The sequence below is a fragment of the Azospirillum himalayense genome (genome assembly GCF_042657465.1).
Classification (GTDB): Bacteria; Pseudomonadota; Alphaproteobacteria; order Azospirillales; family Azospirillaceae; genus Azospirillum; species Azospirillum himalayense.
In genome coordinates, this window is record NZ_JBHSLC010000119.1 from 1 (window position 1) to 25,646 (window position 25,646).

Below are 25,646 nucleotides of genomic sequence, written 5' to 3' on the forward strand. Positions count from 1 at the left end.
CCAGGAAGCCGGTCGTCGGCTTCATCGCCGGGCGCACCGCGCCTCCGGGCCGCCGCATGGGCCACGCCGGCGCGGTGATCTCCGGCGGCAACGACACCGCCGACTTCAAGATCGAGTTCATGAAGTCCGTCGGCATCGCCGTCGCCGACAGCCCCGCGAGCCTGGGTTCCACCATGCTCAAGGTCTTCAAGGGCTGAACCGTTTTCGTCGCAGTGGTGTTTCCCCGAAGTGACTGGCCGCGCCGGCAACGGCGCGGTCTTCTTTGTTGTGTATTCGGGCAGGGAAGGGGTCTGTTTCCGCAATGTGGAAAGCCGAAAACGAGGCATTGCGGCGAGTGGTCTGACCAGTCATCTTGGTCTTGCACAGGGTGCTTCACCCTTTGTATCGGGCGGGTTGTTGCTCTGCATTTATGCGAGCCTCTCGAAATCACTGGCCGTGCTGGAAACAGCACGGCCATTTTTTTACTTATCGATCGGTCGTCCGGGCGAGGGCGAGGAAACCGGCGATGTAATCCACGCTCTCCTCGCCGCGGCGGACGCCGAGATGAATGCTCTTGCCGATCCCTTCGTTCCCCAGCCGCACGCAGCGGACGGGCAGGCCGGCGCCGTCCTCCCGCACCAGCCAGTCCGGCAAAACGGTGACCCCGCGCCGGGCGGCAACGAGTTGGAGCATCAGGTCGGTCGTCTCCGCCGTCTTGTGGCGGAGCGGCCGGCAATGCGCCGGGACCAGGAAGCGGGTGTAGACGTCCAGCCGCTCCAGGCCGACCGGGACGGTGATCAGTTCCTCCACGCGCAGGTCCTCGGGCCGCGCCACGCCGCGCGCGGCAAGCGGATGCGCGTCGTGCACGACGAGGACCAGCTCATAGTCGAAGACCGGCGTGAACAGGACGTCGGGGGTTTCGATGGGGTCGGGCGTGACCAGCAGATCGATCTCGTTGTCGAGCAGCGCCGCCAAGCCGTCGAAACGGAAGGCGGTGCGGACGTCGACATCCACGTCCGGCCATTGCGTGAGGTAGCGGGCGGTCATCCGCATCAGCCAGGCTTGGCAGGGGTGGCATTCCATGCCCGCCCGCAGCGCGCCGCGGCGTCCCGCCGCGAAGTCGGCGAGAACCCGTTCGGCGTCCTCGAACTGCGGCAACAGGCGCTGCGCCAGCGACAAAAGATGCTGCCCGGCCTGGGTGAAACGGAGGCTGCGCCCCTTCTTCGTCCAGATCTCCACGCCGCAGCGCTCCTCGAACTTGCGCACCGTGTGGCTCAGCGCCGACTGGCTGAGGTTCAGGCGTTCGGCGGCGGCGGTGACGCTGCCCGCCCGATCCACCTCCCGCAGGATCGCGAGAATCTGGCGGTCAAGCATTCATGATCCCCATTCATCCAATCATGAGAAAATACCATTTTCATTCATGATGGCGGGTCGGTAGGTGTGGGGCAACCGTCACCGAACGATCCCCGGACACCGATATGAGCCAAGCCGACCCCACCCCTCATGCACAGGGCCTTTACCCTCACGGGACGGCGAACGTTCTGCGGCTGGCGACCGCGCAGGCGCTGGCCGGCGCCAACGCGGTGGTCGTCTATGCGACGGGAGCCATCGTCGGGAACACGCTGGCGCCGAGCCCCGCGCTCGCCACGCTGCCGCTCTCCATCTTCGTCGTGGGCATGGCGGTCTGCACCATTCCCGCCGGGGCCATCGCGCGGCGGCATGGGCGGCGGGCCGCCTTCCTGGCAGGGACGGGCTGCGGCGTGCTCGTCGGGCTGCTCTCCGCCCTGGCGGTGCTTCTGGGGAGCTTCTGGCTGTTCTGCGCGGCGATGATCCCCGGCGGCGCCTACGCCGCCGTGGTCCTGTCCTTCCGCTTCGCCGCCACCGATTGCGTCGAACCGGAGCGGCGGCCAAGGGCCATGTCGGCGGTGATGGCCGGCGGGGTGTTCGCCGGGGTCATCGGGCCGCAGCTCGTTACCCTCACCATGGATGTCTGGCCGCCGCACCTGTTCCTGGCGACCTTCCTGGCCCAGGCCGCCGTGGCGGCGGTCTCCGCCCTGGTGCTGGTCGGGGTGCGGCTGCCGATGCCGACCGCGGCGGAGTCCGCCGGCGGCCGGCCGCTCGGCGTCATCGCGCGCCAGCCGCGATTCGTCACCGCCGTGCTGTGCGGGGTCGTCTCCTACCTGCTGATGAACTTCATCATGACGGCGGCCCCTCTGGCGATGCGGCTGTGCGGCCTGTCTCAGGAGGTGTCCAACCTCGGCCTGCAATGGCATGTGATCGCCATGTACGCCCCGAGCTTCGTCACCGGGCGTCTGGTCGAGCGCTTCGGCGCGTCCCGGATCGTGTTCGCCGGCCTGGGCCTGATCGCCGCTTCCGCCGTGGTGGGGCTGGGCGGTGTCGACGTGGCGCATTTCTGGGTCAGCCTGATCCTGCTGGGAGTCGGCTGGAACTTCGGCTTTCTCGGAGCCTCCGCGCTCGTTCTGGAGTGCCATCGGCCGGAGGAGAAAACCCAGGTGCAGTCGCTCAACGACTTCATCGTGTTCGGCACGATGGCGGTGGGGTCCTTCGCCTCTGGCGGGCTGCTGGCCGCCTTCGGCTGGGATTCGGTGCTGTGGGTGTCCTTCGTTCCGCTGGCGGCGGCCATCGCGGCGCTCGCCGTCACCGCCTCGTCCCGCGCCACCTCCGCGGCCACCTGAGACCGTTCGTCCTCTCCGTTCCGCGACCGCATTGAGCGCCATCGGGTCCCGTCCTCAGGGCGGGGCCGACCCTCCCGATCGTCCGGTTTTCGAAAGCCCGAAAAATTTTTGGATGAAAAGCGCAACACGCCAAAAGTTCGTGTTGCCAACAATCATGTCTCTGGCATACCATATGCCGTATCTGGAGCGCCACGAACGCAGGGACGGCGTGACCGGCTCTCCAGCGCACCATTGAACCATGACTCACATCGGCACGGAACAAGGCCGCCCATGACGCGGCGATGCGGACGCTCGCTCGGACGCCGCTCGCCCGCCCAAGGGGACCCTCATGCCCGGTATCAAAGCGTCGCAATCCCACGGGAGGGAATGATGGTTGGATCGACAGAATCCCAGAGGCCAGCTTTTAACAGTTCCGGCGGCTCGCAGGCGCCCATCTCCGACGGCGCGCGCTGGATGCAGATCGTCGTCGGCATCGTCTGCATGGTCGCCGCGGCCAACATCCAGTACGCCTGGACGCTCTTCGTGCCGGAAATCCAGGCCACCCATGGCTGGACCCGCGCCTCGATCCAGACCGCCTTCACCGTCTTCGTCGTCGTCCAGACCTGGCTGACCCCCATCGAAGGCTATTTCATCGACCGTTACGGCCCCCGCGCCATCGTCGCCTTCGGCGGCGTGATGACCGGCCTTTCCTGGATCATCGACAGCTACGCCGGCTCGCTCGGCATGCTCTATGTCGGTTCGGCCATCGGCGGCATCGGCGTCGGCTGCGTCTACGCCACCTGCGTCAACAGCGCGCTGAAGTGGTTCCCGGACAAGCGCGGCCTCGCCGTCGGCCTGACCGCGGGCGGTTACGGCGCCGGCTCGGCCGTGACGATCCTGCCGATCGCCAACATGATCCACTCCTCCGGCTATCAGGCGACCTTCTTCTGGTTCGGCCTGCTGCAGGGCACGATCATCCTCATCGCCGCCTTCTTCCTGCGCGCCCCGCAGAAGGATCAGGTGAAGGCCTCGACCAAGGTCCTGCAGTCCCGCCGCGACTACACGCTGAAGGAAGCGCTGCAGACGCCGGTCTTCTGGGTCATGATGCTCATGTTCATCTGCACCGTCTCGGGCGGTCTGATGGCGGTGGCCCAGCTCGGCGTGATCGCCCATGATCTGGGCGTGAAGGAAGCCCCGATCAGCCTGTTCGGCATCACCATGGCGGCTCTGCCCTTCGCGCTGATGCTCGACCGCGTGATGAACGGCATCTCCCGTCCGCTGTTCGGCTTCGTCTCCGACCATATCGGCCGTGAAGCGACGATGTTCATCGCCTTCACCTTCGAAGGCCTCGGCATTCTGATGCTCAGCCGCTTCGGCCACGACCCGATCATGTTCCTGATCCTGTCGGGTCTGGTGTTCCTGGCCTGGGGCGAAGTGTACAGCCTGTTCAGCGCGACTTCGGCGGACACCTTCGGCACCAAGCACGCGGCGAAGATCTACGGCGTGCTCTACTGCGCCAAGGGCGTCGCGGCCCTGCTGGTCCCGCTGGGCAACCTGCTGATGGAAGCCACCGGCACCTGGGCGACCGTGCTCTACATCTGCGCCACCATGGACCTCATCGCGGCCTTCTGCGCCATCGCGGTCCTGCGGCCCATGTTGCGCAAGCATCACGCCCGAAACGCCGAACTCGCCGCCCAGCAGGGTGCGGGTGGGCTGGCGGTGCAGCCCGGCCACTGATCGGCCCGCGAAACTTCAGGTTTCTTGTCTCGAATGACGGCCGCCGCGCGCATCCCGCGCGGCGGCCTTTTTTCAGTCCAGGAAGAAGGGACGGTTGTGGCCCTCGCCGGACTGGTTGAAGCGGTCCGACGACCAGAGACCGTCCGGCTGCTCGTCCTGCGGATCGGCGTTCCACTCGTCGTCCTCCCGCATCAGCAGGGTCAGGCCGTGGCCCATCAGGCCGGCCAGGGCGACGAAGGCGATCATCTGGGATTCGAGCATGGGACGGGCTCCGGGCACTCGGGAGGGGGCGTTGCTTCTTGTTGTTGTGATGCAGCATAGTCGCCCGGCTCAGGCTGCGCAATAGGATTTTGTATACCAGATAATGGATACCAGAATCGCGTCAATTGCGTTGGTCGGGTTGGATTCGCCGTGAATCGGACCGTGAATCGCATTGACGTGGGTGGGGCGGATGGTTCAGCATGGCCACGTTCCAAGGGGAGCCCCATAGCACGGGGCTGAGATGATGCCGTAAGGCGCCGAACCCTTTGAACCTGATCCGGGTCGTACCGGCGTAGGGACAGGAACAAACGGGCCACGGTCACGCGCATCCCCATCGCGCACCCCTTTTTGGGGACCGCTCCGGTCATCCGTTCTGCCGCTCCGTCACACCCGGGTCTCCAACGATCCTATGTGCGATGGAGATCCACTGCAGATGCCCGACACTCTTCCCCCCGCTTCCCAGAAGGCCGCGCCGTCCGACCATTTCTCGGTGACGACCGGCCCGCTGCCGTCGTCCAGCAAGGTCCATGTGGCCGGGGAGCGCTTCCCCGACCTGCGCGTGGCGATGCGCGACATCCATGTCGGCGGCGGCGAGCCGCCGGTGCGCGTTTACGACACCTCCGGCCCCTACAGCGACCCCGCCGTGCAGACCGACATCCGCCGCGGCCTGGCGGAGCTGCGCCGCTCCTGGATCGAGGCCCGCGGCGACGTGGAGGCCTATGAGGGCCGCGAGGTCCGTCCGGAGGACGACGGGCTGCGCGTCGGCGAGACGCGGGCCGTGCCCGTCTTCGATCGCGCCGGGCGCCGCCCGCTGCGCGGCAAGCCGGGCCGGGCGGTCACGCAGATGGCCTACGCCCGCGCCGGCATCGTCACGCCGGAGATGGAGTACATCGCCGTCCGTGAGAATCTGGGCCGCCAGCGGCTGGCCGAGGCGGTGGCGCGGGACGGCGACGACTTCGGCGCCTCCATCCCCGACCATGTGACGCCGGAGTTCGTGCGCGACGAGGTGGCGCGCGGGCGGGCGATCATCCCGTCCAACATCAACCACCCCGAATCGGAGCCGATGATCATCGGCCGCAACTTCCTCACCAAGATCAACGCGAACATCGGCAACTCCGCCGTCGCGTCCTCGGTGGGGGAGGAGGTCGACAAGATGGTCTGGTCGATCCGCTGGGGCGCCGACACCGTGATGGACCTGTCCACCGGCCGCAACATCCACACCACCCGCGAATGGATCCTGCGCAACAGCCCGGTCCCCATCGGCACCGTGCCGATCTATCAGGCGCTGGAGAAGGTCGGCGGCAAGGCCGAGGACCTGACCTGGGAGATCTTCCGCGACACGCTGATCGAGCAGGCGGAGCAGGGGGTGGACTATTTCACCATCCACGCCGGCATCCGTCTGGCGCACATCCCGCTGACGGCCAAGCGCACCACCGGCATCGTGTCGCGCGGCGGCTCGATCATGGCGAAATGGTGCCTGTCCCACCACCGCGAGAGCTTCCTCTATGAGCGGTTCGAGGAGATCTGCGAGATCATGAAGGCGTACGACGTCGCCTTCTCGCTGGGTGACGGCTTGCGCCCCGGCTCCATCGCCGACGCTAACGACGCCGCCCAGTTCGCCGAGCTGGAGACGCTGGGCGAGCTGACCAAGATCGCCTGGAAGCACGACGTCCAGGTGATGATCGAGGGGCCGGGCCATGTGCCCATGCACAAGATCAAGGCCAACGTCGACAAGCAGCTGGCGCTGTGCGGCGAGGCGCCCTTCTACACGCTCGGGCCGCTGACCACGGACATCGCGCCCGGCTACGACCACATCACCAGCGCCATCGGCGCCGCCATGATCGGCTGGTTCGGCACGGCGATGCTCTGCTACGTCACGCCGAAGGAGCATCTGGGGCTGCCGGACCGCGACGACGTCAAGGTGGGCGTGGTCACCTACAAGATCGCCGCCCACGCCGCCGACCTCGCCAAGGGCCATCCCGGCGCCCAGGAACGCGACGACGCCCTGTCGCGCGCCCGCTTCGAGTTCCGCTGGCGCGACCAGTTCCACCTGTCGCTCGACCCGGAGACGGCGGAGCGCTTCCACGACCAGACCCTGCCGGCGGAGGGGGCGAAGGTCGCGCATTTCTGTTCGATGTGCGGGCCGAAGTTCTGCTCGATGAAGATCACGCAGGAGGTGCGGGACTACGCCAACTCCGGCATGGCCGAGATGTCGGAGAGCTTCCGCGCCAAGGGCGGGGAGATCTATCTGGAGGAGGGGCAGGCTGCGGAATAGCAACTGAATCGAAAAGGGGACGCCCTCGCGGGCGCCCCCTCGCTTCGGCTCCTTCCCCAAGCGGGGGGAGGGGAAGAGAGCGTCAGGAGGTTGCCGTCACGCTCCGGCCGCTGCGCGCGCCCAGCGATTCGGCGGCCATGCGGTTGCGCATCGGGCGCAGGACGAACAGCGCCAGCACCGCGGCCAGCGCGTTGACCGCGGCGGCGAGCAGGAAGACGGCATGCCAGCTTCCCGTGGCGTCGGCGATGATGTTGGCGAAGGGGATCAGCAGCGCCGCTGTGCCCTTGGCGGTGTAGAGCAGCCCGGCGTTGCTGGCGGCGAACTTCGATCCGAAGGTGTCGGCGCAGCAGGCCGGGAACAGGCTGTAGATCTCGCCCCAGGCGAAGAAGACCAGACCGGTCAGCAGCACGAAGGCCACCGGGTCGCGGCCGTAGAGGCTGAGCGCGACGATGCCCACCGCCTCGATGGCGAAGGCGATGAACATGGTGTTCTCGCGCCCGATGTGGTCGGACACCCAGCCGAAGAAGGGGCGGGTCAGCCCGTTCAGCACCCGGTCGATGGACAGGGCGAAGGTCAGGGCGGGCAGGGTCAGGCCGAGGATGCTGACCGGCGCGTGGGCAAGCCCGAAGTCCTGGGCGATCGGGCCGAGCTGGGCCGTCGCCATCAGCCCGCCGCCGGCCACCATGACGAACATGGCGTACATGACCCAGAAGACCGGGGTGCGGACCATCTGGCTCGGCGTGTATTGCCGCTGCGCGGGCGGTGCGGCGAAGCCGCCGCGGGCGAGGGGAGCGGAGGGCGGGGCGACCAGCAGCCAGGCAAGAGCGAAGACCACCAGCCCCTGTCCCAGACCGAAGGCCATGAAGGTCGCCTCGTAGCCCGAGGTCTCGATCATCGTGGCGATGGGCACCACCGTCAGGGCGGAACCGGCTCCGAAGCCCGCCGCGGTGATGCCGGCGGCCAGACCGCGCCGGTCGGGGAACCATTTCAGCGCGTTGCCCACGCAGGTGCCGTAGACGGCGCCCGCCCCGATGCCGCCGATGGCCGCCGCCACGTAGAGCACGAGCAGCGAGTCCGCCACCGCGTTCAGCGCCCAGGAGGCGGCGCAGAGCAGCGAGCCGAACAGCACGACGATCCGCGGGCCGAAGCGGTCGACGAACCAGCCCTCGACGGGCACCAGCCATGTTTCGGTGACGATGAAGATGGTGAAGGCCACCTGGATGGCCGCACGGCCCCAGCCGTGCTTGTCGTCGATGGGTTCGACGAAGAGGGTCCACCCGTACTGGAGATTGGCGATCATCGACATGCAGATGACGCCGGCAAGCAACTGCATCCAACGCCCGCCGACAGGCAGGGCGCTTTGCGCACCGGTTTGGCGCATATGGTTCCTCCCGGATGGTCCGCGATCTCGTTCTTGTCCTGGCGCGCGCGGGGTGCGTTCGGTGCCCGACCGCTTCGCTTTATCCTTCGAACGGGGCAGCCCGGCTGCATGCTGTTGGCATGCCAGACGCCATATTCGTGATGCCTTGACGGTGAGTGTGGCGGATAATCCGTGAGGTCATCAACAAATTTTCGTGAGCGGGAGCCGCTCTGGCCGTAAGTGATATATCAAATCGGCCGGCGGCGCCTCACCGCTTACACGACCAGAACCGCGCGGAAGTCGTTGACGTTGGTCAGGGTCGGTCCGGTCACCAGCAGGTCGCCGAGCGCGCTGAAGAAGCTGTAGCCGTCGTTGTCGGCCAGCCGTTCCTTGGCGTTGACGCCGGCCTCGGCGGCGCGGGCCAGCGTGTCGGGAGTGAGCAGGGCGCCGGCGTTGTCCTCCGTCCCGTCGATGCCGTCGGTGTCGGCGGCCAGGGCGTGCACGCCCTTCATGCCGTCCAGCGCCACGGTCAGCGCCAGCAGGAACTCGGCGTTCCGCCCGCCGCGGCCCTTGCCGCGCACGGTCACCGTGGTCTCGCCGCCGGACAGCAGGACGCAGGGCTTGGCCGCGGGCTGGTCGTGCTCGACGATCTGGCGGGCGATGCCGGCATGGACGAGCGCCACCTCGCGCGACTCACCCTCCAGGGCGTTGCCGAGGATCACCGGGGTGACGCCGGCCTTGCGGGCGACCTCCGCCGCGCGCTCCAAAGCCATCTGCGGGGTGGCGACCAGGATCGTGCTGACGCGCTCCAGCCGCGGGTCGCCGGGCTTCGGACTCTCGTCGCGCCCGGCCAGCAGATGGTCCATGACCGGCTGCGGCGGGGTGATGCCGTACTTCTCCAGCACGGCCAGCGCGTCGGCGTAGCTGGTCGGGTCGGGGACGGTGGGGCCGGAGGCGATCACCGACAGGTCGTCGCCCGGCACGTCGGAGATGACCAGGGACACCACCCGCGCCTTGGTCGCGGCGGCCAGCCGCCCGCCCTTGATCGCGGACAGGTGCTTGCGCACGCAATTCATCTCGGTGATGTTCGCGCCGGAGCGGAGCAGCGCCTTGGACACCGCCTGCTTGTCGGCCATGCTGATGCCCGGCGCCGGCAGGGCAAGCAGGGCGGAGCCGCCGCCGGAGATCAGGCAGAGCATCAGGTCGTCGGGGCCGAGCGAGGCGGCGATGTCGAGGATGCGCCTTGCCGCCTGTTGGCCCGCCTCGTCGGGGACGGGGTGCGACGCCTCGACCACCTCGATCCGCTCACAGGGCACGTTGTGGCCGTAGCGGGTGACGACCAGACCGGACAGCGGCCCTTTCCAGTGATCCTCCACCGCCTTCGCCATGGAGGCCGCGGCCTTGCCGGCGCCGACGACGACCGTGCGCCCCTTCGGCGGTTCCGGAAGATGCGGCGGCACGCACAGCGCCGGCTGCGCCGAGGCGACGGCGGCGCGGAACATGTCGGTCAGGAGCGCGCGGGGATCGGTGGTCGTCATGGTCTGGTTCTGTCCCTTCCCTGAGCCGCGCCGTTCACCGGCGCCGGTCCTCATGTGCTGGGAATGCTAACGGATTTGGCGCAGGGGGCAATGGGGAGGGTGTCTTTCCCTCTCCCGTCCCGGGAGAGGGTGGCCCGAAGGGCCGGGTGAGGGTAAGGCCGAGGATCAGCGATCCAATCTCGGCGGCACCCTCACCCTCCCGCCGCCATGCGGCGGGCCCCTCCCTCTCCCGGGGCGGGAGAGGGAATGTCAGGCACCCTCACTCCGCGGGTTCGGTCACGCGGTGGTTCTGGCCGATCTCGTGGTTGGCGAGCAGCTCCAGAGCGCGGACCATGCCGGAGTGGTCCCACGCCTTGCCGCCCTGGGCGGCGCAGGCGTTGAACAGCTCCTGGCAGGTCGCCGTGTTGGGCAGCGACACGCCGAGCGCGCGGGCGCCGGACAAAGCGAGGTTCAGGTCCTTCTGGTGCAGCTCGATGCGGAAGCCCGGATCGAAGGTGCGCTTCACCATGCGCTCGCCGTGCACCTCGAGGATCCGCGAGGAGGCGAAGCCGCCCATCAGGGCCTGACGGACCTTCGCCGGGTCGGCGCCGGCCTTGGACGCAAACAGCAGGGCCTCGCCCACCGCCTCGATGGTCAGGGCGACGACGATCTGGTTGGCGACCTTCGTCGTCTGGCCGTCGCCGTTGCCGCCGACCAGCGTGATGTTCTTGCCCATCGTCTCGAACAGCGGCTTCACCGTCTCGAAGGCCTTGTCCGGCCCGCCGACCATGATGGTCAGCGAGGCGGCCTTGGCCCCGACCTCGCCGCCGGACACCGGGGCGTCAAGGTAGTCGCAGCCCAGCTCGTTGATGCGCTGGGCGAAGGCCTTCGTCTCGATCGGGGAGATCGAGGACATGTCCACGACGATCTTGCCGGCGGACAGCCCCTCGGCGACGCCGTTCGGGCCGAACAGAGCAGCCTGCACATGGGGGGTGTCGGGTACCATGGTGAAGACGATGTCGGCCTTCTGCGCCACCTCGCGGCTGGAGCCACAGGCCGTGACGCCCTTGGCGAGCAGGTCTTCCGGGGCCGGGTTGATGTCGTAGACGAACAGGGTGTGGCCGGCGTCGGCCAGATGACCGGCCATGGGGCGGCCCATGATGCCGAGACCGATGAATCCAACGTTCATGGCTGTGTCCTCAAATCTTCTGTGTTCGGGCGGTCGAAATAGGGTGAGCGATCAGGCGGCGACGGTCTCGCCGGGGGTGGCGGCGCGCATCCAGCCCAGCCCTTCGCTGGTCCCCTTGGCCGGCTTGTACTCGCAGCCGACCCAGCCGTCGTAGCCGAGCCGGTCGAGCGCCGCGAAGACGAAGGGGTAGTTGATCTCGCCGGTGCCCGGCTCGTTGCGGCCCGGATTGTCGGCGATCTGGACATGCGCGATCTTCGGCAGCAGGCGCTGGATGGTCGGGACCAGATCGCCCTCCATGATCTGCATGTGATAGACGTCGTACTGGATGAAGAGGTTGTCGGAGCCGACGGCTTCCAGAAGCCGTTCCGCCTGCGCGGTGCTGGTCAGGTGGAAACCCGGAATGTCGCGGGTGTTGATCGGCTCGATCAGGAAGCGGATGCCGGCCTGCTTCAGCGCCTTGGCGGCGAAGGACAGGTTGTCGACGAAGGTGCGCTCCAGCGCGTCCGCCGCCACGCCCGCCGGGGCCTTGCCGGCGAGGCAGTTGATCTGCTTGCAGCCCAGCGCCGTGGCGTATTCGATGGCGCGGCCCACCCCGTCCTGGAACTCGCCCACGCGGTCCGGCAGGACGGCGATGCCGCGCTCGCCCGCGTCCCAGTCGCCCGCCGGCAGGTTGTGCAGGACCTGGGTCAGCCGGTTGGCGGCCAGCCGCTCGACCAGCGCGTCCTTCTCGAAGGCGTAGGGGAACAGATACTCGACCCCGGTGAAGCCGTCCTTCGCCGCCGCGGCGAAGCGGTCGAGGAAGGGCAGCTCGTTGTAGAGCATCGTCAGGTTGGCGGCGAACTTGGGCATGTCTCTCTCCCGGATGTTCGTTTCGGGCCGGATGTTCGTTACAGGCTTGGCCGGTTGGCGTTCAGGATCGAAGGGTGATGGCGGAGGCGTCAACGCGACGGTCGCCTTTTTTCACCCTGCGGAACTGTGGATCTGGCGAAGCCGCTTACCCCCACCCTGACCCTCCCCCGCTTTGCAGGGGAGGGGATTTGGGCGCGCGGCGTGTCGATCAGACCCGCACCAGCTCCGGCTCGTCCGCGGGCACGTCCAGCACGTCCTCGAACTCGGTGATGTTGTTGATCTCCGTGCCCATGGCGATGTTGGTGACGCGCTCCAGGATGACCTCGACGACCACCGGGACCTGGAACTCGTCCATCCACTGCTGCGCTTGCGCGAAGGCGGATTGCAGGTTGTCCGGGTCGGTGACGCGGATGGCCTTGCAGCCCAAACCCTCGGCCACCGCGATGTGATCCACGCCGTAGACGCCGATCTCCGGGGCGTTGATGTTCTCGAAGGAGAGCTGGACCTGGAAGTCCATCTGGAAGGCGCGCTGCGCCTGCCGGATCAGCCCAAGATAGCTGTTGTTCACCAGCACGTGGATGTAGGGCAGCTTGAACTGCGCGCCCACCGCCAGCTCCTCGATCAGGAACTGGAAGTCGTAGTCGCCGGACAGCGCGACGATCTTGCGCTTCGGATCGGCCACGCGGACGCCGAGCGCCGCCGGCAGAGTCCAGCCGAGCGGGCCGGCTTGGCCGCAGTTGATCCAATGGCGCGGCTTGTAGACGTGCAGGAACTGCGCGCCGGCGATCTGCGACAGGCCGATGGTCGAGACGTAGCAGACGTCCTCGCCGAAGGCGCTGTTCATCTCCTGATAGACGCGCTGCGGCTTGATCGGCACGTTGGCGAAGTCGGACCGGCGCAGCATGGAGCGCTTGCGGACTTGGCAGGTCTTCACCCACTCCGACCAGTCGCGCAGCTTGCCGGCGGCCTTCCACTCCTTCGCCACCTCAATGAAGAGGTCGAGGGCGGCTCCGGCGTCGGACACGATGCCCAGGTCCGGCGCGAAGACCCGGCCGATCTGGGTCGGCTCGATGTCCACATGCACGAACTTGCGGCCCTTGGTGTAGACGTCGACCGAACCGGTGTGGCGGTTGGCCCAGCGGTTGCCGATGCCCAGCACAAAGTCCGACGCCAGCATGGCGGCGTTGCCGTAGCGGTGGGCGGTCTGCAGACCGACCATGCCGGCCATCAGCGGGTGGTCGTCCGGAATGGCGCCCCAGGCCATCAGGGTCGGGATGACCGGCAGGCCGGCGATCTCGGCGAACTCGACCAGACGATCGCTGGCGTCGGCGTTGATGATGCCGCCGCCGGCCACCAGCAGCGGCCGCTCCGCCGCGTTCAGCATCTCCAGCGCCTTTTCCACCTGGGCGCGGGTCGCCGCCGGCTTGTAGGTGGGCAGCGGCTGGTAGGCGTCGGGATCGAACTCGATCTCGGCCATCTGCACGTCGATCGGCAGGTCGAGCAGCACCGGGCCGGGCCGGCCGGAGCGCATCAGGTGAAAGGCCTGCTGGAAGGCGTAGGGGACCTGCCCCGGCTCCAGCACGGTGACGGCCCACTTGGCGACCGGCTTGGCGATGGACGGGATGTCCACCGCCTGGAAATCCTCCTTGTGCAGGCGGGCGCGGGGCGCCTGGCCGGTGATGCACAGGATCGGAATGGAGTCGGCGGAGGCCGAATAGAGGCCCGTGATCATGTCGGTGCCGGCGGGGCCGGAGGTGCCGATGCACACGCCGATGTTGCCGGCCTTGGCGCGCGTGTAGCCTTCGGCCATATGCGACGCGCCCTCGACATGGCGCGCAAGAACGTGGCCGATGCGGCCGTTGCGTTGCAGCGCCGCGTAGAACGGATTGATGGCCGCTCCGGGGACGCCAAAGCAAACGGACACGCCTTCTTTTTCCAGGACATGCACCGCCGCTTCAATCGCCATCATCCTAGCCATGGCTTGGTCTCCTCCCTCGCGTAACGGGTCGCTGTTGCGTTGGATTGAGCTTTCATCAGCAGGGCGGCTATTGGCAAAGTGTTGGCGAATCCTTTCCGCGTGATGGAAATCGCGCCGAACGGGGCAGTCCTTCACGGCGCGGACAGAGATTATGCTGCACTTGCACAGTCCCGATGGCGCTGTCATCGTGGATGGATGATGGCGATCCCGAGTCCCCGCCTCCTGGCGATCACGGACCGGCGGCAGGCGGCGCAGCCCCTGCCGGATCTGGCGGCGCGCCTGTTCGCCAGCGGCCTGCGCTGGCTGTCGCTGCGCGAGAAGGATCTGGACGAGTCGCGGCAGATCGCCCTGGCCCACGCGCTGGTGGAGCGGGCGCGGCCCTGGGGAGCCGTGGTCACGCTGCACGGCGATCCTGATCTGGCGCTGGCCGCTGGGACGGACGGTGTGCATCTGCCCGAAGGAGCCGATGTGGCGGCGGCGCGGCGGCGGCTTGGTCCCGGCGCGCTGGTCGGGCTTTCGACCCACGACGCGGAAGGGATTCGGCGGGCCGTCGTGGGCGGGGCTGACTACGTCACGCTGTCGCCAATCTTCCCGTCGCCGAGCAAGCCGGGCTACGGCCCGCCGCTCGGGACGGAGGGGCTGAGACGCTTGGCCGCGGACGCCTCCCTGCCGATCATCGCGCTCGGCGGCGTGGAGTCGGGCAATATCGGAGACTGTCTGGCCGCGGGAGCCGCCGGAGTGGCGGTCATGGGCATGGTGATGCGGACGCCGGACCGCCTGCCCGATCTGCTCAAGGCCTTGAAAGGCGGACAACCATAAGGACGAGGGGCGGGCGGAGCCACCCTATCTTTATCGTAATCCTGGACTTTTCAGCCCGAAATGTGCATCTGGTATCTCATATACGAAAACGATGCGATGCCTTTCGCACGACCGGGCCGGCGCACAGTGGGGTGCTTCCGGACGGCCAGCATTGAGGAACGGTGCCGACCATGAACCCTCCGCCGATCAACGTCCAGCCGCTCGACACCGGAACGACCTTCCGCAGCCAAGCGTACCATGCGTTGAAGCAAGCCATCTCGCAAATGGACATCTACGACCATAACGACGAGATCCGGCTTGAGGAGCGGCAGCTCAGCGAATTGCTGGGTGTCAGCCGGACGCCGATCCGCGAGGCGCTGACCCTGTTGGAGCAGGAGGGGTTCATCCGCCTCCAGCCGCGCCGGGGCATCTTCGTCATCCGCAAGACCAAGGCCGAGATCGTCGAGATGATCCAGGTCTGGGCGGCGCTGGAGAGCATGGCCGGTCGGATGGTCGCGACGCAGGCCACCGACGAGGACATCCGCACCCTGTGGGACCTGTTCCGCAACTTCGAGATGCGGAACCCCAAGGAGCATGTCAACGAATACTCCGACGCCAACATCGCCTTCCACAAGAGCATCATCCGGCTCAGCGGCTCCAAGCTGATCCAGGAGATGACCGACAACCTGTTCATCCACATCCGCGCGATCCGCAAGCTGACCATCGGCCAGGACAACCGGGCGGAGCGGTCGATCAACGACCACAAGGAAATCATCAAGGCCCTGGAACGCCGCGACGTCGATCAGGCCGAACACCTGATCCGCGACCACACGCTGGGGCTGGCGGCGCACGTCGAGAAGCATTGCGACTTCCTGGAGTGAGAATGCCCCTCCCCCGGTGAGGGGGGAAGGGCACGCGCATCGGGTCAGACCGGCTCGTGGAGCTGCGCGGTCATCACGCTGTTCAGACCGTTCGCGGTGATCGTGACCACGCGCAGGCTGTTGGTGGTGCCGGGCGTGCCGAAGGGGACGCCCGCCGTCACGATCAGCGACTGGCCGGGCGTGCCGATGCCCTCCTGCGCGGCGACGAGGCTCGCCCGCTCGACCATCTCCGCGAAATTCGCCACGTCGGCGGTCCAGACCGGGTGCACGCCCCAGGCCAGCGACAGCAGGCGGGCGGTCCCGCGTTCGGCGCTGAGGCCGAGGATCGGCACGGTCGGCCGCTCGCGCGAGGCGCGCCGCGCGGTAGAGCCGGTGCTGGTGAAGGTGGCGATGCCGGCGGCCGAGATGGTCTCGGCGATCTGGCGCGCCGCGGCGGACAGGGCGTCCGGGGTGGTCGCCTCCGGGTTCGGATGCTCGGAGTCCATGATGCGGCGGTACAGCGGATCGCGCTCCACCCGGCGGATGATGCGGTCCATCATCGCCACGGCCTCCACCGGATGCTTGCCCGACGCGGATTCCGCCGACAGCATCACGGCGTCCGACCCGTCATAGACGGCGGTCGCCACGTCCGACGCCTCGGCGCGCGTCGGCGTCGGCTCGGTGATCATGGATTCCAGCATCTGGGTGGCGACGATCACCGGCTTGCCGGCGGCGCGGCTCAGGCGGATCATCCGCTTCTGCAGGCCGGGCACGTCCTCCGGCGGCAGTTCCACGCCGAGGTCGCCGCGGGCCACCATCACCGCGTCCGACAGGGCGATGATCTCCTCCAGCCGGGGCAGGGCGGCGGGCTTCTCCACCTTGGTCATGATGTGGGCGCGGTCGCCGATCAGCGCGCGCGCCTCCAGGATGTCCTCGGGCCGCTGCACGAAGCTGAGGCCGATCCAGTCCACGCCCAGCGTCAGGCCGAACTGCAGGTCGCTGCGGTCCTTCTCCGACAGGGCGCTGAGGGCCAGCGTGGTGCCGGGAACGTTCATGCCCTTGCGGTCGGACAGGGTGCCGCCGACCATCACCTCGGTCTCGGCGTGGTCCGGGCCGCAGCTCAGCACGCGCAGGCGCATGCGCCCGTCGTTCAGCAGAAGCTCGTGGCCCGGCTCCAGGCTGGCGAAGATCTCCGGATGCGGGACGCAGACGCGGCTGCGATCGCCGGGGGTCGGGTCGAGGTCGAGGCGGAAGCGGTCGCCGCCGGCCAGGATCACCGCCACCTCCTTGAAGGTGCCGACGCGCAGCTTCGGACCCTGAAGATCGAGAAGCACGCCGATGGGGCGCCCGACCGTCTCCTCGACCGCGCGGATCTGGCGGTAGCGTTCGGCGTGGTCGCGCTGGGTGCCGTGGCTGGCGTTCAGGCGGAAGACATCCACGCCGGCCTCGGCGAGGGCGAAAATCTGGCTGTAGGTCGAGCTGGCCGGCCCCAGAGTGGCGACGATCTTGGTGCTGCGGTTGCGCTGCATGGCGCGGGCCTCCTGAGAGGGCGATGACTTTAGGCGGTGACTGTATGGTGCAGGGGCGATGCTGCGACCGGGGCGGGGCGGGGGTCAAACCGCCGCTATGGCTTTTCCACATAGCGGGAAGTCACACGGTTGGTTTGACCGGGGGTGAGCCCTGGGCGGACACTGGACGCCCGCGATCAGCCAGGACGATGCCATGAACACGCCTGTCGAGCCGCTTTCCGCCGCCGGCCTGATCCTTCTGCGCGACAGCGTGGACGGGCTGGAGGTCTTCATGATCCAGCGCCACCGCGACCTTCGCTTCGCGCCCGGCGCCACGGTGTTTCCCGGCGGGCGGCTGGACGCGGAGGACAGCGAGCTGCCTTGGCGGGAGCTGTCGCTGCCGCTGACCGACGACATGCCGCAGCGGATGGCCGCGATCCGCGAGGCGTTCGAGGAATGCGGCCTGCTGTTGACCGGCGGCACGGTGGACGCCGCCCTTATCGACGGGCTGCGGACCGCGTCGGGCGGCGGGACCTTCCTGGACCGGCTGCTGGCGGCGGGGCTGGAGCCGGATGTGGCGGCGCTGGTGCCCTTCGCCCGCTGGGTCACGCCGGAGAGCGTTTGGCGGCGCTACGACACCCTGTTCTTCCTCGCCAAGGCGCCGCCGCGCCAGACCGCCGTGGTCGACGGGGTGGAAGCGGTCGCCGGGTTCTGGGGCACGCCGCGGGCCATCCTGGCCGAGGCGGAGGCGGAGCGGCTGTCGCTGGTCTTCGCCACCCGCATGACCCTGCTGCGTCTGGCCGGCTGCCGCACGGTCCGCCACGCGATGGAGGAAGCCGCGCGCTTCCATCCCCTGACCCCCATCCTGCCCCGTCCCGCCGACACTCCGGACGGTCCGGTGCTGAGCATCCCGGACGGGCTGGGCTACCCCCTGACGCGTGTCCCCCTGGAGCAGGCGCGGCTGGGCTGATCGCCTGAGGCCGCCGCGCATTTCCAACCAGAATTTCCGAGCAACAATTCGCCTAAAATTCCGCTATGCGGAATTTCCCGTGCCTTTTTTCGCTGCCGAAGCGTTATCGTCGCAAATGCGACTATTTGTGCATTGCACTCAGTTCGTATAATGGCATTATGAGGAAATAAGATATCGGTTTGACCGGAGAAATTTTCTGTTCATGTCCACAGGATGCCTGAACACCACGCCGACGCGAGGATAGGTCCATGCTCCACCAGTCCATCATCCAAGGCTCCACCGACACCAGCGGCGCCATCGCCGTCGGTGCCGCCGTGGTTGCCGGGCACGCGGCGTTGCCGGCGGCCGGTGGACAGCGGTGGGTCTACGCCTTTGGCGGTGGCGGTGCGGAGGGGCACGGCGGCATGCTGGCGGAGCTGGGCGGCAAGGGCGCCGGGCTGGCCGAGATGGCACGGCTGGGCGTGCCGGTGCCGCCGGGCTTCACCATCGTGGCCGAGGCCAGCCGCCGGCATCGCGCCGGGCAAGGCGGCTTTCCCGCCGGGCTGATGGCCCAGGTGGAGGAGGCGCTGACCCGGCTGGAAGCCGTGGCGGGCGCCCGCTTCGGCGGGTCGGAGAACCCGCTGCTGGTGTCCGTGCGGTCGGGCGCGCGGGCCTCGATGCCCGGCATGATGGACACGATCCTGAATCTCGGCCTGACCGACGCGACGGTGACGGGGCTCGCCGCGCGCAGCGGCGACGCCCGCTTCGCCTACGACTGCTACCGCCGGCTGATCCAAACCTACGGCACGGTGGTGCAAGGGGTTGGAGCCCACGTCTTCGACGCGGCGCTGGAGGCTTACAAGGAGATGCACGGGCTGACCCGCGACGCCGACCTGAGCGCCGCCGACTGGCGCGCCGTGGCCGCCGCCTATCGCGACGTGATCGAGCGCGAGGCAGGGGAGCCCTTTCCGCAGGACGCGCGGACGCAGCTCTTCGCCGCCATCGGGGCCATCTTCCGCTCCTGGAGCAACGCCCGCGCGGTGGCCTTTCGGGCGGTGCACGGCATTCCCGACGATTGGGGCACCGCGGCAACCGTGCAGGCGATGGTGTTCGGCAACCGCGGCACCGCCTCCGGCACCGGCGTCGCCCACAGCCGCGACCCGTCGACCGGCGAGGCCGTGCTGTGCGGCGAGTTTCTGGCCGACGCCCAGGGCGAGGACATCGTGTCCGGCCTGCGGACGCCGGGGCCCCTGGCCGGCGCCGACGCCTCCCTTGAGGCGGTCGCCGCCGAGGCCTTCGCCGAGCTGGGCCGCATCGCCGACCGGCTGGAGCGCCATTTCGGCGACATGCAGGAGATCGAATTCACCGTTCAGCAGGGGCGCCTGTTCATCCTCCAGTCGCGCGCCGGCAAGCGGACGCCGGAGGCCGGGGTGCGCATCGCCACGGAGATGGCGCAGGCCGGCATCATCTCGCGGGCCGAGGCGGTGCAGCGCGCCGACCTGCCGGCGCTGGCGGACAGCCTGCGTCCCATTGCCGATCCCGATGCGCCCCGTGACGTCATCGCCTGCGGTTTGCCGGCGTCCTCCGGTGCTGCCACGGGCGTCGCCGTCTTCACCTCGGACGAGGCCGTGCGGCTGGCGGCGGAGGGCGTGGCGGTGGTGCTGTGCCGTCCGGAAACCTCTCCCCACGACGTGCACGGCATGCAGGTGGCCTGCGCGGTGGTGACCGCCCGCGGCGGAGCGACCAGCCACGCCGCCACGGTCGCCCGCGCCATGGGGCTGCCCTGCGTGACCGGAGCGCGCATGCTGCGCGTCGATCCGGCGGCCGGCGTGATGACGGTGGGCGACCTGACCGTCCGGGCGGGTGAGATCATCACCGTGGACGGCGGGGCTGGTCATGTGATCCTGGGCAGCGTGCCGATGATCCGCCCCGAGCCGCCGGAGGCCGTGGCGCTGCTGCTGCGTTGGGCCGAGGGCGCCGGCGAATGATGGGGCGCGTGATGGTTTGAAGCCATGAGGAAAGGCCCGCCGTCCGAGGGGACGACGGGCCTTTTGGCTGGGGCCTTTTCGCTTCCGCCGGGCCGCGGTCAGTGGGCGTAGACTGGGGTTTCCTGAGCCGGGGGCTGAGTGTGGGCCACCATCTCGGTGAGCTGGAGCTTGGTGAAGTCGCGGGCGCTGACGACGCCGACCAGCGTGGAGCCGTCGAGCACCGGCAGATGGCGGATGTGGTGGCGGTCCATCAGTTCCAGCGCGTGGACAAGGCTGTCGTCGGGCGAGCAGGTCTGCGGCGCGCGCGACATCAGCATGAAGACCGGCGTCTTCAGGACCGACGCGCCGCGCTCCAGCAGCGCGTAGACGACGTCGCGCTCCGACAGCATGCCGGCGACGGCGTTGCCCTCGGTCCGGCAGACGTCCTTGACCACCAGGGCGCTGATGTTCTCCGACCGCATCAGCCGGATCGCCTCCTCAATGGTTTCGCCGGAACGGACGGTGACGATGCGGGATTCCTTGGTCCGAAGAATGTCGGCGACTTTCATGGCGAGCCCTCCACCAGACAGCGGGTTGCGTAAGCGCGCCCTGCACGGAGACCCCCGCGGGGGACCGGAGCTTGACCGGTGGAACCGCGTCGGGCCGGTCGAAGGCCGTCGGCGGCACCTGGGCATCGGGCAGTGGCAGGCGATGGATATTTGGTATACCAAATGCCACAGCACGTCAATGGCTAATATAGCAAACAATCAGCGAAATCGCATTTTCGTGCGACGAGTTTGCCGAACCGCGCAGTCACAGCCTTGGCGTTCACCCGCTTCCTATGGCGTTTGTCAGGGTGCCCACAACGATAACTGGCATGCCAAATACTCAGGAAGGCTGAGAGTGGGGGTACGATGCTTGCCATGGTGCTGCTGATGGTCGCGGCGTTCGCGTCGGGCGTTCTCAACGCCGTCGCCGGGGGCGGGGCCTTCATCACCTTCCCGGCGCTGCTGTTCGCCGGGGTGCCGCCGGTCAGCGCCAACGTGTCGAGCACCGTCGCCCTGTTCCCCGGCCAGATGGCCAGCGCCTGGGCCTACCGCAACGAGATCCGCGGCGTGACGGAGGTCAGCGTCACCGCCTTCTCCGTGGTCAGTCTCGTCGGCGGGGTGGTCGGGGCCGTCCTGCTGCTGACCACGCCGGACCGCGCCTTCGCCGGGCTGGTGCCCTGGCTGCTGCTGTTCGCGACGGCGGTCTTCGCGGTGGGAAGCTTCATGCCGGCGCTGGCCGCCCGGCTGCGGCTGAACGGTCGCTCCGTTCTCGTCGTGCAGTTCGTCATCGCCGTCTATGGCGGCTATTTCGGCGGCGGGATCGGCTTCCTGATGCTGGCGGCGCTGACCCTGTTCGGCCTGCGCGACATCCACGCCATGAACGGTCTGCGCATCCTGCTGGCCGCGCTGATGAACGGCGCGGCGGTGGCGGCCTTCTGCCTGTCCGACGCGGTGTCCTGGCCGGAAACCGCCGTCATGGCGGTGTCGGCCATCGCCGGCGGCTATGCCGGCGCCCACGCGGCGAAGCGGGTCAGCCGCGACGTGATGAAATGGGTGGTGGTGTCGATCGGCGTGGGGCTGACCCTGTACTTCTTCATCAGGGGCGCCGGAGCCTGAGGGTGCCCCACGCCGGGTCGTGTCAGGGCTGGCCGGGGACGGTGCCGGGAACGTTGATAGGGCGCAGCCCCTTGGCGTAGCTCTTCCACCGCTCCTGGTAGACGGCGGCGGGCGCGCGCATCCGCTCCACATCCTCGTCCGACAGCGTGCGCACCACCTTGCCCGGCGCGCCGAGCACCAGCGAGCGGTCTGGGATCTCCTTGCCCTCGGCGATGAAAGCGTGGGCGCCGATCAGGCAATCGCGGCCGATGCGGGCACCGTTGAGGACGGTGGCGCCGATGCCGATCAGGCTGCCGTCGCCGACGGTGCAGCCGTGCACCATCGCCAGATGGCCGATGGTCACGTTCCTGCCGATGAGCAGCGGGAAGCCCGGATCGACGTGGAGGACGGCGTTGTCCTGGACGTTGCTGCCGGCGCCGATGTGGATGCGCTCCTCCTCGGCGCGCATGACCGCGCCCCACCAGACGGACACGTCCTCCTCCAGCAGGATGTCGCCGACGACGGTGGCGCTGGGGGCCACCCAGCAGTTGGGCGACAGCTGCGGGACCTTGTCGTTGAAGGCGTAGATCACCCGTTCCTCCTTCATTCTTCGTCTGGACATCCTACCGCGGAACGCATCGGCGGCGTGAGAATGCTGCACTGCGCTATACCCATAAGAAAATTACGTGATAGGATGGGTGCGCTTGGTTCCCGATCCGTGTGAGGATTCCCATGCCGCTCTACTCCTACCGCTGCACCGCCTGCGACCACGACTTCGAAGCGCTGGTGCGATCGTCGGACACGCCCGTCTGCTCCTCCTGCGGATCGGCGGCGCTGGAGCGGAAGGTGGCGCGCATCGCGCCGGACACCAAGGCCGACAAATTCCTCAAGACCGCCCGCGGCGCCGCTGCCGCGGAGGGCCATTTCAGCAACTACAGCAAGGCGGAACGCTCGCGCATTTAGCGCGGCGCTCACGTCCCGTCCGGTATCCCGTACTTGCGCAGCTTGTTTGCGATCATCGTGTGCGAGGTGTGGAGCCGGGCGGCCAGCTTGCGGCTGGACGGGTAGCGCGGGTAGAGGCGGCGGAGCAGGCCGCGCTCGAACGCGGCCGCGGCCTCGTCCCAGCTTGACGGCTCGGCGGGTTCGCCACCGGTTTCAGCCTCCATGCGCGCCCCGGCGAGTTCCAGGTCGGCGGCGTCGAGATAGGCGCCGTCGCTCATCGTCACGGCACGGAAGATGACGTTCTCCAACTGGCGGACGTTGCCCGGCCACGGGTTGGCGAGCAGGGCGGCGCTGGCCGCCACGGTCAACCGGCAGGGCGGGCGGCGGGCCTGGGCGCAGGCGCGGGCGATGAAGTGCCGGGCGAGCAGGAGGATATCGTCGCCGCGCTCGCGCAGCGCCGGGACCTGGAGCGACAGCACGTTCAGCCGGTAGAACAGGTCCTCACGGAAGCTGTGCTCGGCGACCATGGCGTCGAGGTCGCGGTGGGTGGCGCTGACCACGCGCACGTCCACCGTCTGCTCGCGGTCGCCGCCGACGCGGCGGAAGCGCCCGTCGTTCAGGAAGCGCAGCAGCTTGGCCTGGAGGTAGGGCGACATCTCCCCGATCTCGTCGAGGAAGACGGTGCCGCCGTGGGCGAGTTCCAGCAGGCCGGGCTTGCCGCCGCGCTGCGCCCCGGTGAAAGAGCCGGGGGCGTAGCCGAACAGCTCGCTCTCCGCCAGACTCTCCGGAACGGCGGCACAGTTCAGCGCCAGGAAGGGCTTGTCTCGGCGCGGGCTGGCGCGGTGGCAGGCGTGGGCGATCAGCTCCTTGCCGGTGCCCGTCTCGCCCAGGATCAGCAGCGGCGCGTCCACCGCCGCGACCCGCGCCGCCCGCGCCTTCAGCGAGCGGATCGGGGCGGATTCACCGAGGATGCGGTCGAAGCCGCCCTCGTCGAAGTTTTGTAAGGCGTTCAATCTTTCGCCCAGCCGGCTCGGCGCGAACAGGGTGACCACCCCGCCGGCGGCGCGCCCGTCCTCCACGATGGGCGTGGCGTCCAGCAGGAAGGGCTGGCCGTTCAGCGTGACCTCCTGCCCGGCGGCGAGGCGGAAGCCGTTGTCCACCAGCAGGTCGGACAGCTCGGCGTCGCCGAACAGCCGCCCGAAGTCGGCGCCGGTCAGGGCGGCCTCGCTGCGCCCGGCGACCGTCGCGGCAGCGGCGTTGGCCACCACGATGCGGCAGGCGCGGTCCACCGCAAGAACCGGGTCGGGCAGGGCGGCCAGCAGGGCGTCCAGATGCAGCCGTCGCCGCGTGCCGGGCAGGATGTCGATGGGGGTGACGGACTCCACCCCCGGCACGGCGCGCAGCGCAGCGTCGAGCACGCCGAAGCCCGGCACGTCCAGTTCCGGCGCGTCGATGTGGATGTGCGGCGGGTCCACCTCCACCGCCACGACGTTCAGGCGCCGCTTGGCGAGTACGGCCAGGATCTCATGGGCGATGCCGACCCGGTCGGCGAACAGGACGTCGATGCGCATGGCTCTCCCCGGTGGAGAGCTGAGTGTACCACGATGGGCGCGTCCGTAAACATCTGTGTACACCGTAACGTTTTTTGTACAGAAATGGCAAATCGCTGTTCTGGCTCTGTTTATCAGGGGAGCAGGAAGCACTTTCCAGCCGCCGTGTAACGATTCATGTACAGCTTTGTCCGGCGCCCAACCGTCCGCCCCAGTGTTTCCGCAGCTTCCGGCACTTGGCATCGCGTTTGCGAATGGGATGCGAACAATTCCGTGATCTCGGGAGCCTTCACATGCGCGTCATCGTCCTCGGCAGCGGCGTCATCGGCGTTTCCACCGCCTACTTCCTGGCGAAGGCCGGGCACGAGGTCACGGTGGTGGATCGGCAGCCCGGCCCGGCGCTGGAGACCAGCTACGCCAACGCGGGCGAGGTGTCGCCGGGCTACTCCGCCCCCTGGGCGGCGCCGGGCCTGATGGCGAAGGCGGTGAAGTGGATGCTGATGAAGCACTCCCCGCTGGTGATCCGGCCGAAGCTGGACCCGGCCATGTGGTCCTGGTGCCTGAAGCTGCTGGCCAACGCCAACGAGCGTTCCTACGAGATCAACAAGGGCCGCATGGTCCGGCTGGCCGAGTACAGCCGCGACTGCCTGCGCGCCCTGCGCGACGAGACCGGCATCCGTTACGACGAGCGCGCCAAGGGCACGCTCCAGGTCTTCCGCACCCAGAAGCAGGTGGACGCCGCCGCCACCGACATGGCTGTGCTCGACCGATTCAAGGTGCCCTACAGCCTGCTGGACGTCGATGGCTGCGCGGCGGTCGAGCCGGCGCTGCGGCTGGTCAAGGAGAAGATCGTCGGCGGCCTGCTGCTGCCCGGTGACGAGACGGGCGACTGCTTCCGCTTCACCAACGCGCTGGCCGCGATGGCGACGGAGCTGGGGGTGGAATTCCGCTACAACACCGGCATCCGCAAGCTGGAGAGCGACGGGCGCCGCGTCACCGGCGTGGTGACCGACGCCGGCACGCTGACCGCCGACTCCTACGTCGTCGCCATGGGCAGCTACTCCCCGACGCTGGTGAAGCCGTTCGGGATGGACCTGCCGGTCTATCCGGTGAAGGGCTACTCGCTGACTCTGCCCATCGTCGATCCGGCGGGCGCGCCGGAATCCACGGTGATGGACGAGACGCACAAGATCGCGGTGACCCGCCTGGGCGACCGCATCCGCGTCGGCGGCACGGCGGAGCTGACCGGTTTCGACCTGACGCTGCGTCCGGGCCGCCGCGGCCCGCTCGACCACGTGGTGAGCGACCTCTTCCCCACGGGCGGCGACCTGTCGAAGGCCGAGTTCTGGACCGGTCTGCGCCCGAACACGCCGGACGGCACCCCCATCGTCGGGCCGACCCCGGTGCGCAACCTGTTCCTCAACACCGGCCACGGCACGCTGGGCTGGACGATGGCCGCCGGCTCGGGCCGGGTGGTCGCGGACGTGGTCGGCGGGCGCCAGACGGAGATCGACATGGACGGGCTGACCGTCGCCCGCTACGGCCGCTCCGCCGCCGCGGCCAGCCGCCCGACGGTCGGCGGCGTGGCCCGCCCGGCGGCCTGACGGCG

Annotated in this window: 21 protein-coding genes, 1 pseudogene and 1 riboswitch; of the genes and pseudogenes, 11 read left to right on the forward strand and 11 right to left on the reverse strand. The window is 68.6% G+C overall.

Going from position 1 to position 25,646, the window contains the following annotated elements; genetic code table 11:
* Nucleotides 1-197, forward strand: a pseudogene (locus tag ACFPMG_RS33610) (succinate--CoA ligase subunit alpha); the annotation flags it as partial.
* Between the two features lie 268 nt (nucleotides 198-465).
* On the opposite strand, the gene ACFPMG_RS33615 reads toward ACFPMG_RS33610, so the two are convergent.
* Complete coding sequence (locus tag ACFPMG_RS33615) at nucleotides 466-1,353, reverse strand: LysR family transcriptional regulator (protein WP_377000304.1); 888 nt, start codon at nucleotides 1,351-1,353, stop codon at nucleotides 466-468.
* Between the two features lie 104 nt (nucleotides 1,354-1,457).
* On the opposite strand from ACFPMG_RS33615, the gene ACFPMG_RS33620 reads away from it, so the two are divergent.
* Nucleotides 1,458-2,675 carry an MFS transporter gene (locus tag ACFPMG_RS33620; RefSeq protein ID WP_377000306.1) on the forward strand — a complete coding sequence of 406 codons (1,218 nt, stop codon included), beginning with the start codon at nucleotides 1,458-1,460 and terminating at the stop codon, nucleotides 2,673-2,675.
* A gap of 453 nt (nucleotides 2,676-3,128) precedes the next feature.
* Nucleotides 3,129-4,391 (forward strand): oxalate/formate MFS antiporter, encoded by a 1,263-nt coding sequence (gene oxlT / locus ACFPMG_RS33625; protein ID WP_109138472.1) that lies wholly within the window; start codon nucleotides 3,129-3,131, stop codon nucleotides 4,389-4,391.
* A gap of 72 nt (nucleotides 4,392-4,463) precedes the next feature.
* Here the strand turns inward: oxlT (ACFPMG_RS33625) and ACFPMG_RS33630 are convergent, their stop codons facing one another.
* On the reverse strand, nucleotides 4,464-4,652 hold the full coding sequence (locus tag ACFPMG_RS33630) for a hypothetical protein (RefSeq protein ID WP_377000309.1): 189 nt from the start codon (nucleotides 4,650-4,652) through the stop codon (nucleotides 4,464-4,466).
* A gap of 204 nt (nucleotides 4,653-4,856) precedes the next feature.
* A riboswitch (TPP riboswitch) is annotated at nucleotides 4,857-4,969 on the forward strand.
* A 116-nt stretch (nucleotides 4,970-5,085) separates the two neighbouring features.
* On the opposite strand from ACFPMG_RS33630, the gene thiC reads away from it, so the two are divergent.
* Nucleotides 5,086-6,927: a phosphomethylpyrimidine synthase ThiC gene (gene thiC, locus ACFPMG_RS33635; protein ID WP_377000311.1), complete on the forward strand. Its 1,842-nt coding sequence runs from the start codon at nucleotides 5,086-5,088 to the stop codon at nucleotides 6,925-6,927.
* 82 nt (nucleotides 6,928-7,009) lie between these two features.
* On the opposite strand, the gene oxlT (ACFPMG_RS33640) is transcribed toward thiC, so the two are convergent.
* From oxlT (ACFPMG_RS33640) to gcl, 5 genes are all read right to left on the reverse strand, one after another.
* Nucleotides 7,010-8,308 (reverse strand): oxalate/formate MFS antiporter, encoded by a 1,299-nt coding sequence (gene oxlT / locus ACFPMG_RS33640; RefSeq protein WP_377000313.1) that lies wholly within the window; start codon nucleotides 8,306-8,308, stop codon nucleotides 7,010-7,012.
* A gap of 254 nt (nucleotides 8,309-8,562) precedes the next feature.
* The gene (locus ACFPMG_RS33645) at nucleotides 8,563-9,825 is read right to left on the reverse strand and encodes a glycerate kinase type-2 family protein (protein WP_377000315.1); all 1,263 of its coding nucleotides are present in this window, start codon (nucleotides 9,823-9,825) and stop codon (nucleotides 8,563-8,565) included.
* 259 nt (nucleotides 9,826-10,084) lie between these two features.
* Entirely contained in the window at nucleotides 10,085-10,993 is a 909-nt protein-coding gene (gene glxR, locus ACFPMG_RS33650) for a 2-hydroxy-3-oxopropionate reductase (protein WP_038528104.1), read from the reverse strand.
* Between the two features lie 51 nt (nucleotides 10,994-11,044).
* On the reverse strand, nucleotides 11,045-11,842 hold the full coding sequence (hyi, locus tag ACFPMG_RS33655) for a hydroxypyruvate isomerase (RefSeq protein WP_377000317.1): 798 nt from the start codon (nucleotides 11,840-11,842) through the stop codon (nucleotides 11,045-11,047).
* Between the two features lie 208 nt (nucleotides 11,843-12,050).
* Nucleotides 12,051-13,820 (reverse strand): glyoxylate carboligase, encoded by a 1,770-nt coding sequence (gene gcl, locus ACFPMG_RS33660; RefSeq protein ID WP_377000319.1) that lies wholly within the window; start codon nucleotides 13,818-13,820, stop codon nucleotides 12,051-12,053.
* A gap of 195 nt (nucleotides 13,821-14,015) precedes the next feature.
* Here gcl and ACFPMG_RS33665 point away from each other — a divergent pair, with 195 nt between their 5' ends.
* A complete protein-coding gene (locus tag ACFPMG_RS33665; RefSeq protein WP_377000321.1) occupies nucleotides 14,016-14,639 on the forward strand; it encodes a thiamine phosphate synthase in 624 nt (207 codons plus the stop codon).
* A 170-nt stretch (nucleotides 14,640-14,809) separates the two neighbouring features.
* Nucleotides 14,810-15,499 carry a GntR family transcriptional regulator gene (locus tag ACFPMG_RS33670; protein ID WP_014240292.1) on the forward strand — a complete coding sequence of 230 codons (690 nt, stop codon included), beginning with the start codon at nucleotides 14,810-14,812 and terminating at the stop codon, nucleotides 15,497-15,499.
* Nucleotides 15,500-15,543: 44 nt separating this feature from the next.
* Here ACFPMG_RS33670 and pyk read toward each other — a convergent pair whose 3' ends face one another.
* Nucleotides 15,544-17,007 carry a pyruvate kinase gene (gene pyk / locus ACFPMG_RS33675; RefSeq protein ID WP_377000323.1) on the reverse strand — a complete coding sequence of 488 codons (1,464 nt, stop codon included), beginning with the start codon at nucleotides 17,005-17,007 and terminating at the stop codon, nucleotides 15,544-15,546.
* Between the two features lie 193 nt (nucleotides 17,008-17,200).
* On the opposite strand from pyk, the gene ACFPMG_RS33680 reads away from it, so the two are divergent.
* A complete protein-coding gene (locus ACFPMG_RS33680) occupies nucleotides 17,201-17,956 on the forward strand; it encodes an NUDIX hydrolase (protein ID WP_377000325.1) in 756 nt (251 codons plus the stop codon).
* A 248-nt stretch (nucleotides 17,957-18,204) separates the two neighbouring features.
* The gene (locus ACFPMG_RS33685; protein WP_377000327.1) at nucleotides 18,205-19,923 is read left to right on the forward strand and encodes a PEP/pyruvate-binding domain-containing protein; all 1,719 of its coding nucleotides are present in this window, start codon (nucleotides 18,205-18,207) and stop codon (nucleotides 19,921-19,923) included.
* Between the two features lie 98 nt (nucleotides 19,924-20,021).
* Here ACFPMG_RS33685 and ACFPMG_RS33690 read toward each other — a convergent pair whose 3' ends face one another.
* Nucleotides 20,022-20,471 (reverse strand): CBS domain-containing protein, encoded by a 450-nt coding sequence (locus ACFPMG_RS33690; protein WP_377000329.1) that lies wholly within the window; start codon nucleotides 20,469-20,471, stop codon nucleotides 20,022-20,024.
* 345 nt (nucleotides 20,472-20,816) lie between these two features.
* On the opposite strand from ACFPMG_RS33690, the gene ACFPMG_RS33695 reads away from it, so the two are divergent.
* Complete coding sequence (locus ACFPMG_RS33695) at nucleotides 20,817-21,566, forward strand: sulfite exporter TauE/SafE family protein (protein WP_377000331.1); 750 nt, start codon at nucleotides 20,817-20,819, stop codon at nucleotides 21,564-21,566.
* Between the two features lie 22 nt (nucleotides 21,567-21,588).
* Here ACFPMG_RS33695 and ACFPMG_RS33700 read toward each other — a convergent pair whose 3' ends face one another.
* On the reverse strand, nucleotides 21,589-22,152 hold the full coding sequence (locus ACFPMG_RS33700) for a gamma carbonic anhydrase family protein (protein ID WP_417281724.1): 564 nt from the start codon (nucleotides 22,150-22,152) through the stop codon (nucleotides 21,589-21,591).
* Nucleotides 22,153-22,277: 125 nt separating this feature from the next.
* Here ACFPMG_RS33700 and ACFPMG_RS33705 point away from each other — a divergent pair, with 125 nt between their 5' ends.
* Nucleotides 22,278-22,508: an FmdB family zinc ribbon protein gene (locus tag ACFPMG_RS33705; protein WP_237903676.1), complete on the forward strand. Its 231-nt coding sequence runs from the start codon at nucleotides 22,278-22,280 to the stop codon at nucleotides 22,506-22,508.
* Between the two features lie 8 nt (nucleotides 22,509-22,516).
* On the opposite strand, the gene ACFPMG_RS33710 is transcribed toward ACFPMG_RS33705, so the two are convergent.
* Nucleotides 22,517-24,058 carry a sigma-54-dependent transcriptional regulator gene (locus ACFPMG_RS33710; RefSeq protein WP_377000332.1) on the reverse strand — a complete coding sequence of 514 codons (1,542 nt, stop codon included), beginning with the start codon at nucleotides 24,056-24,058 and terminating at the stop codon, nucleotides 22,517-22,519.
* Nucleotides 24,059-24,285: 227 nt separating this feature from the next.
* Between ACFPMG_RS33710 and ACFPMG_RS33715 the strand changes: the two genes are divergently transcribed.
* A complete protein-coding gene (locus tag ACFPMG_RS33715) occupies nucleotides 24,286-25,641 on the forward strand; it encodes a D-amino acid dehydrogenase (RefSeq protein WP_417281725.1) in 1,356 nt (451 codons plus the stop codon).
* Nucleotides 25,642-25,646: the final 5 nt, after the last annotated feature.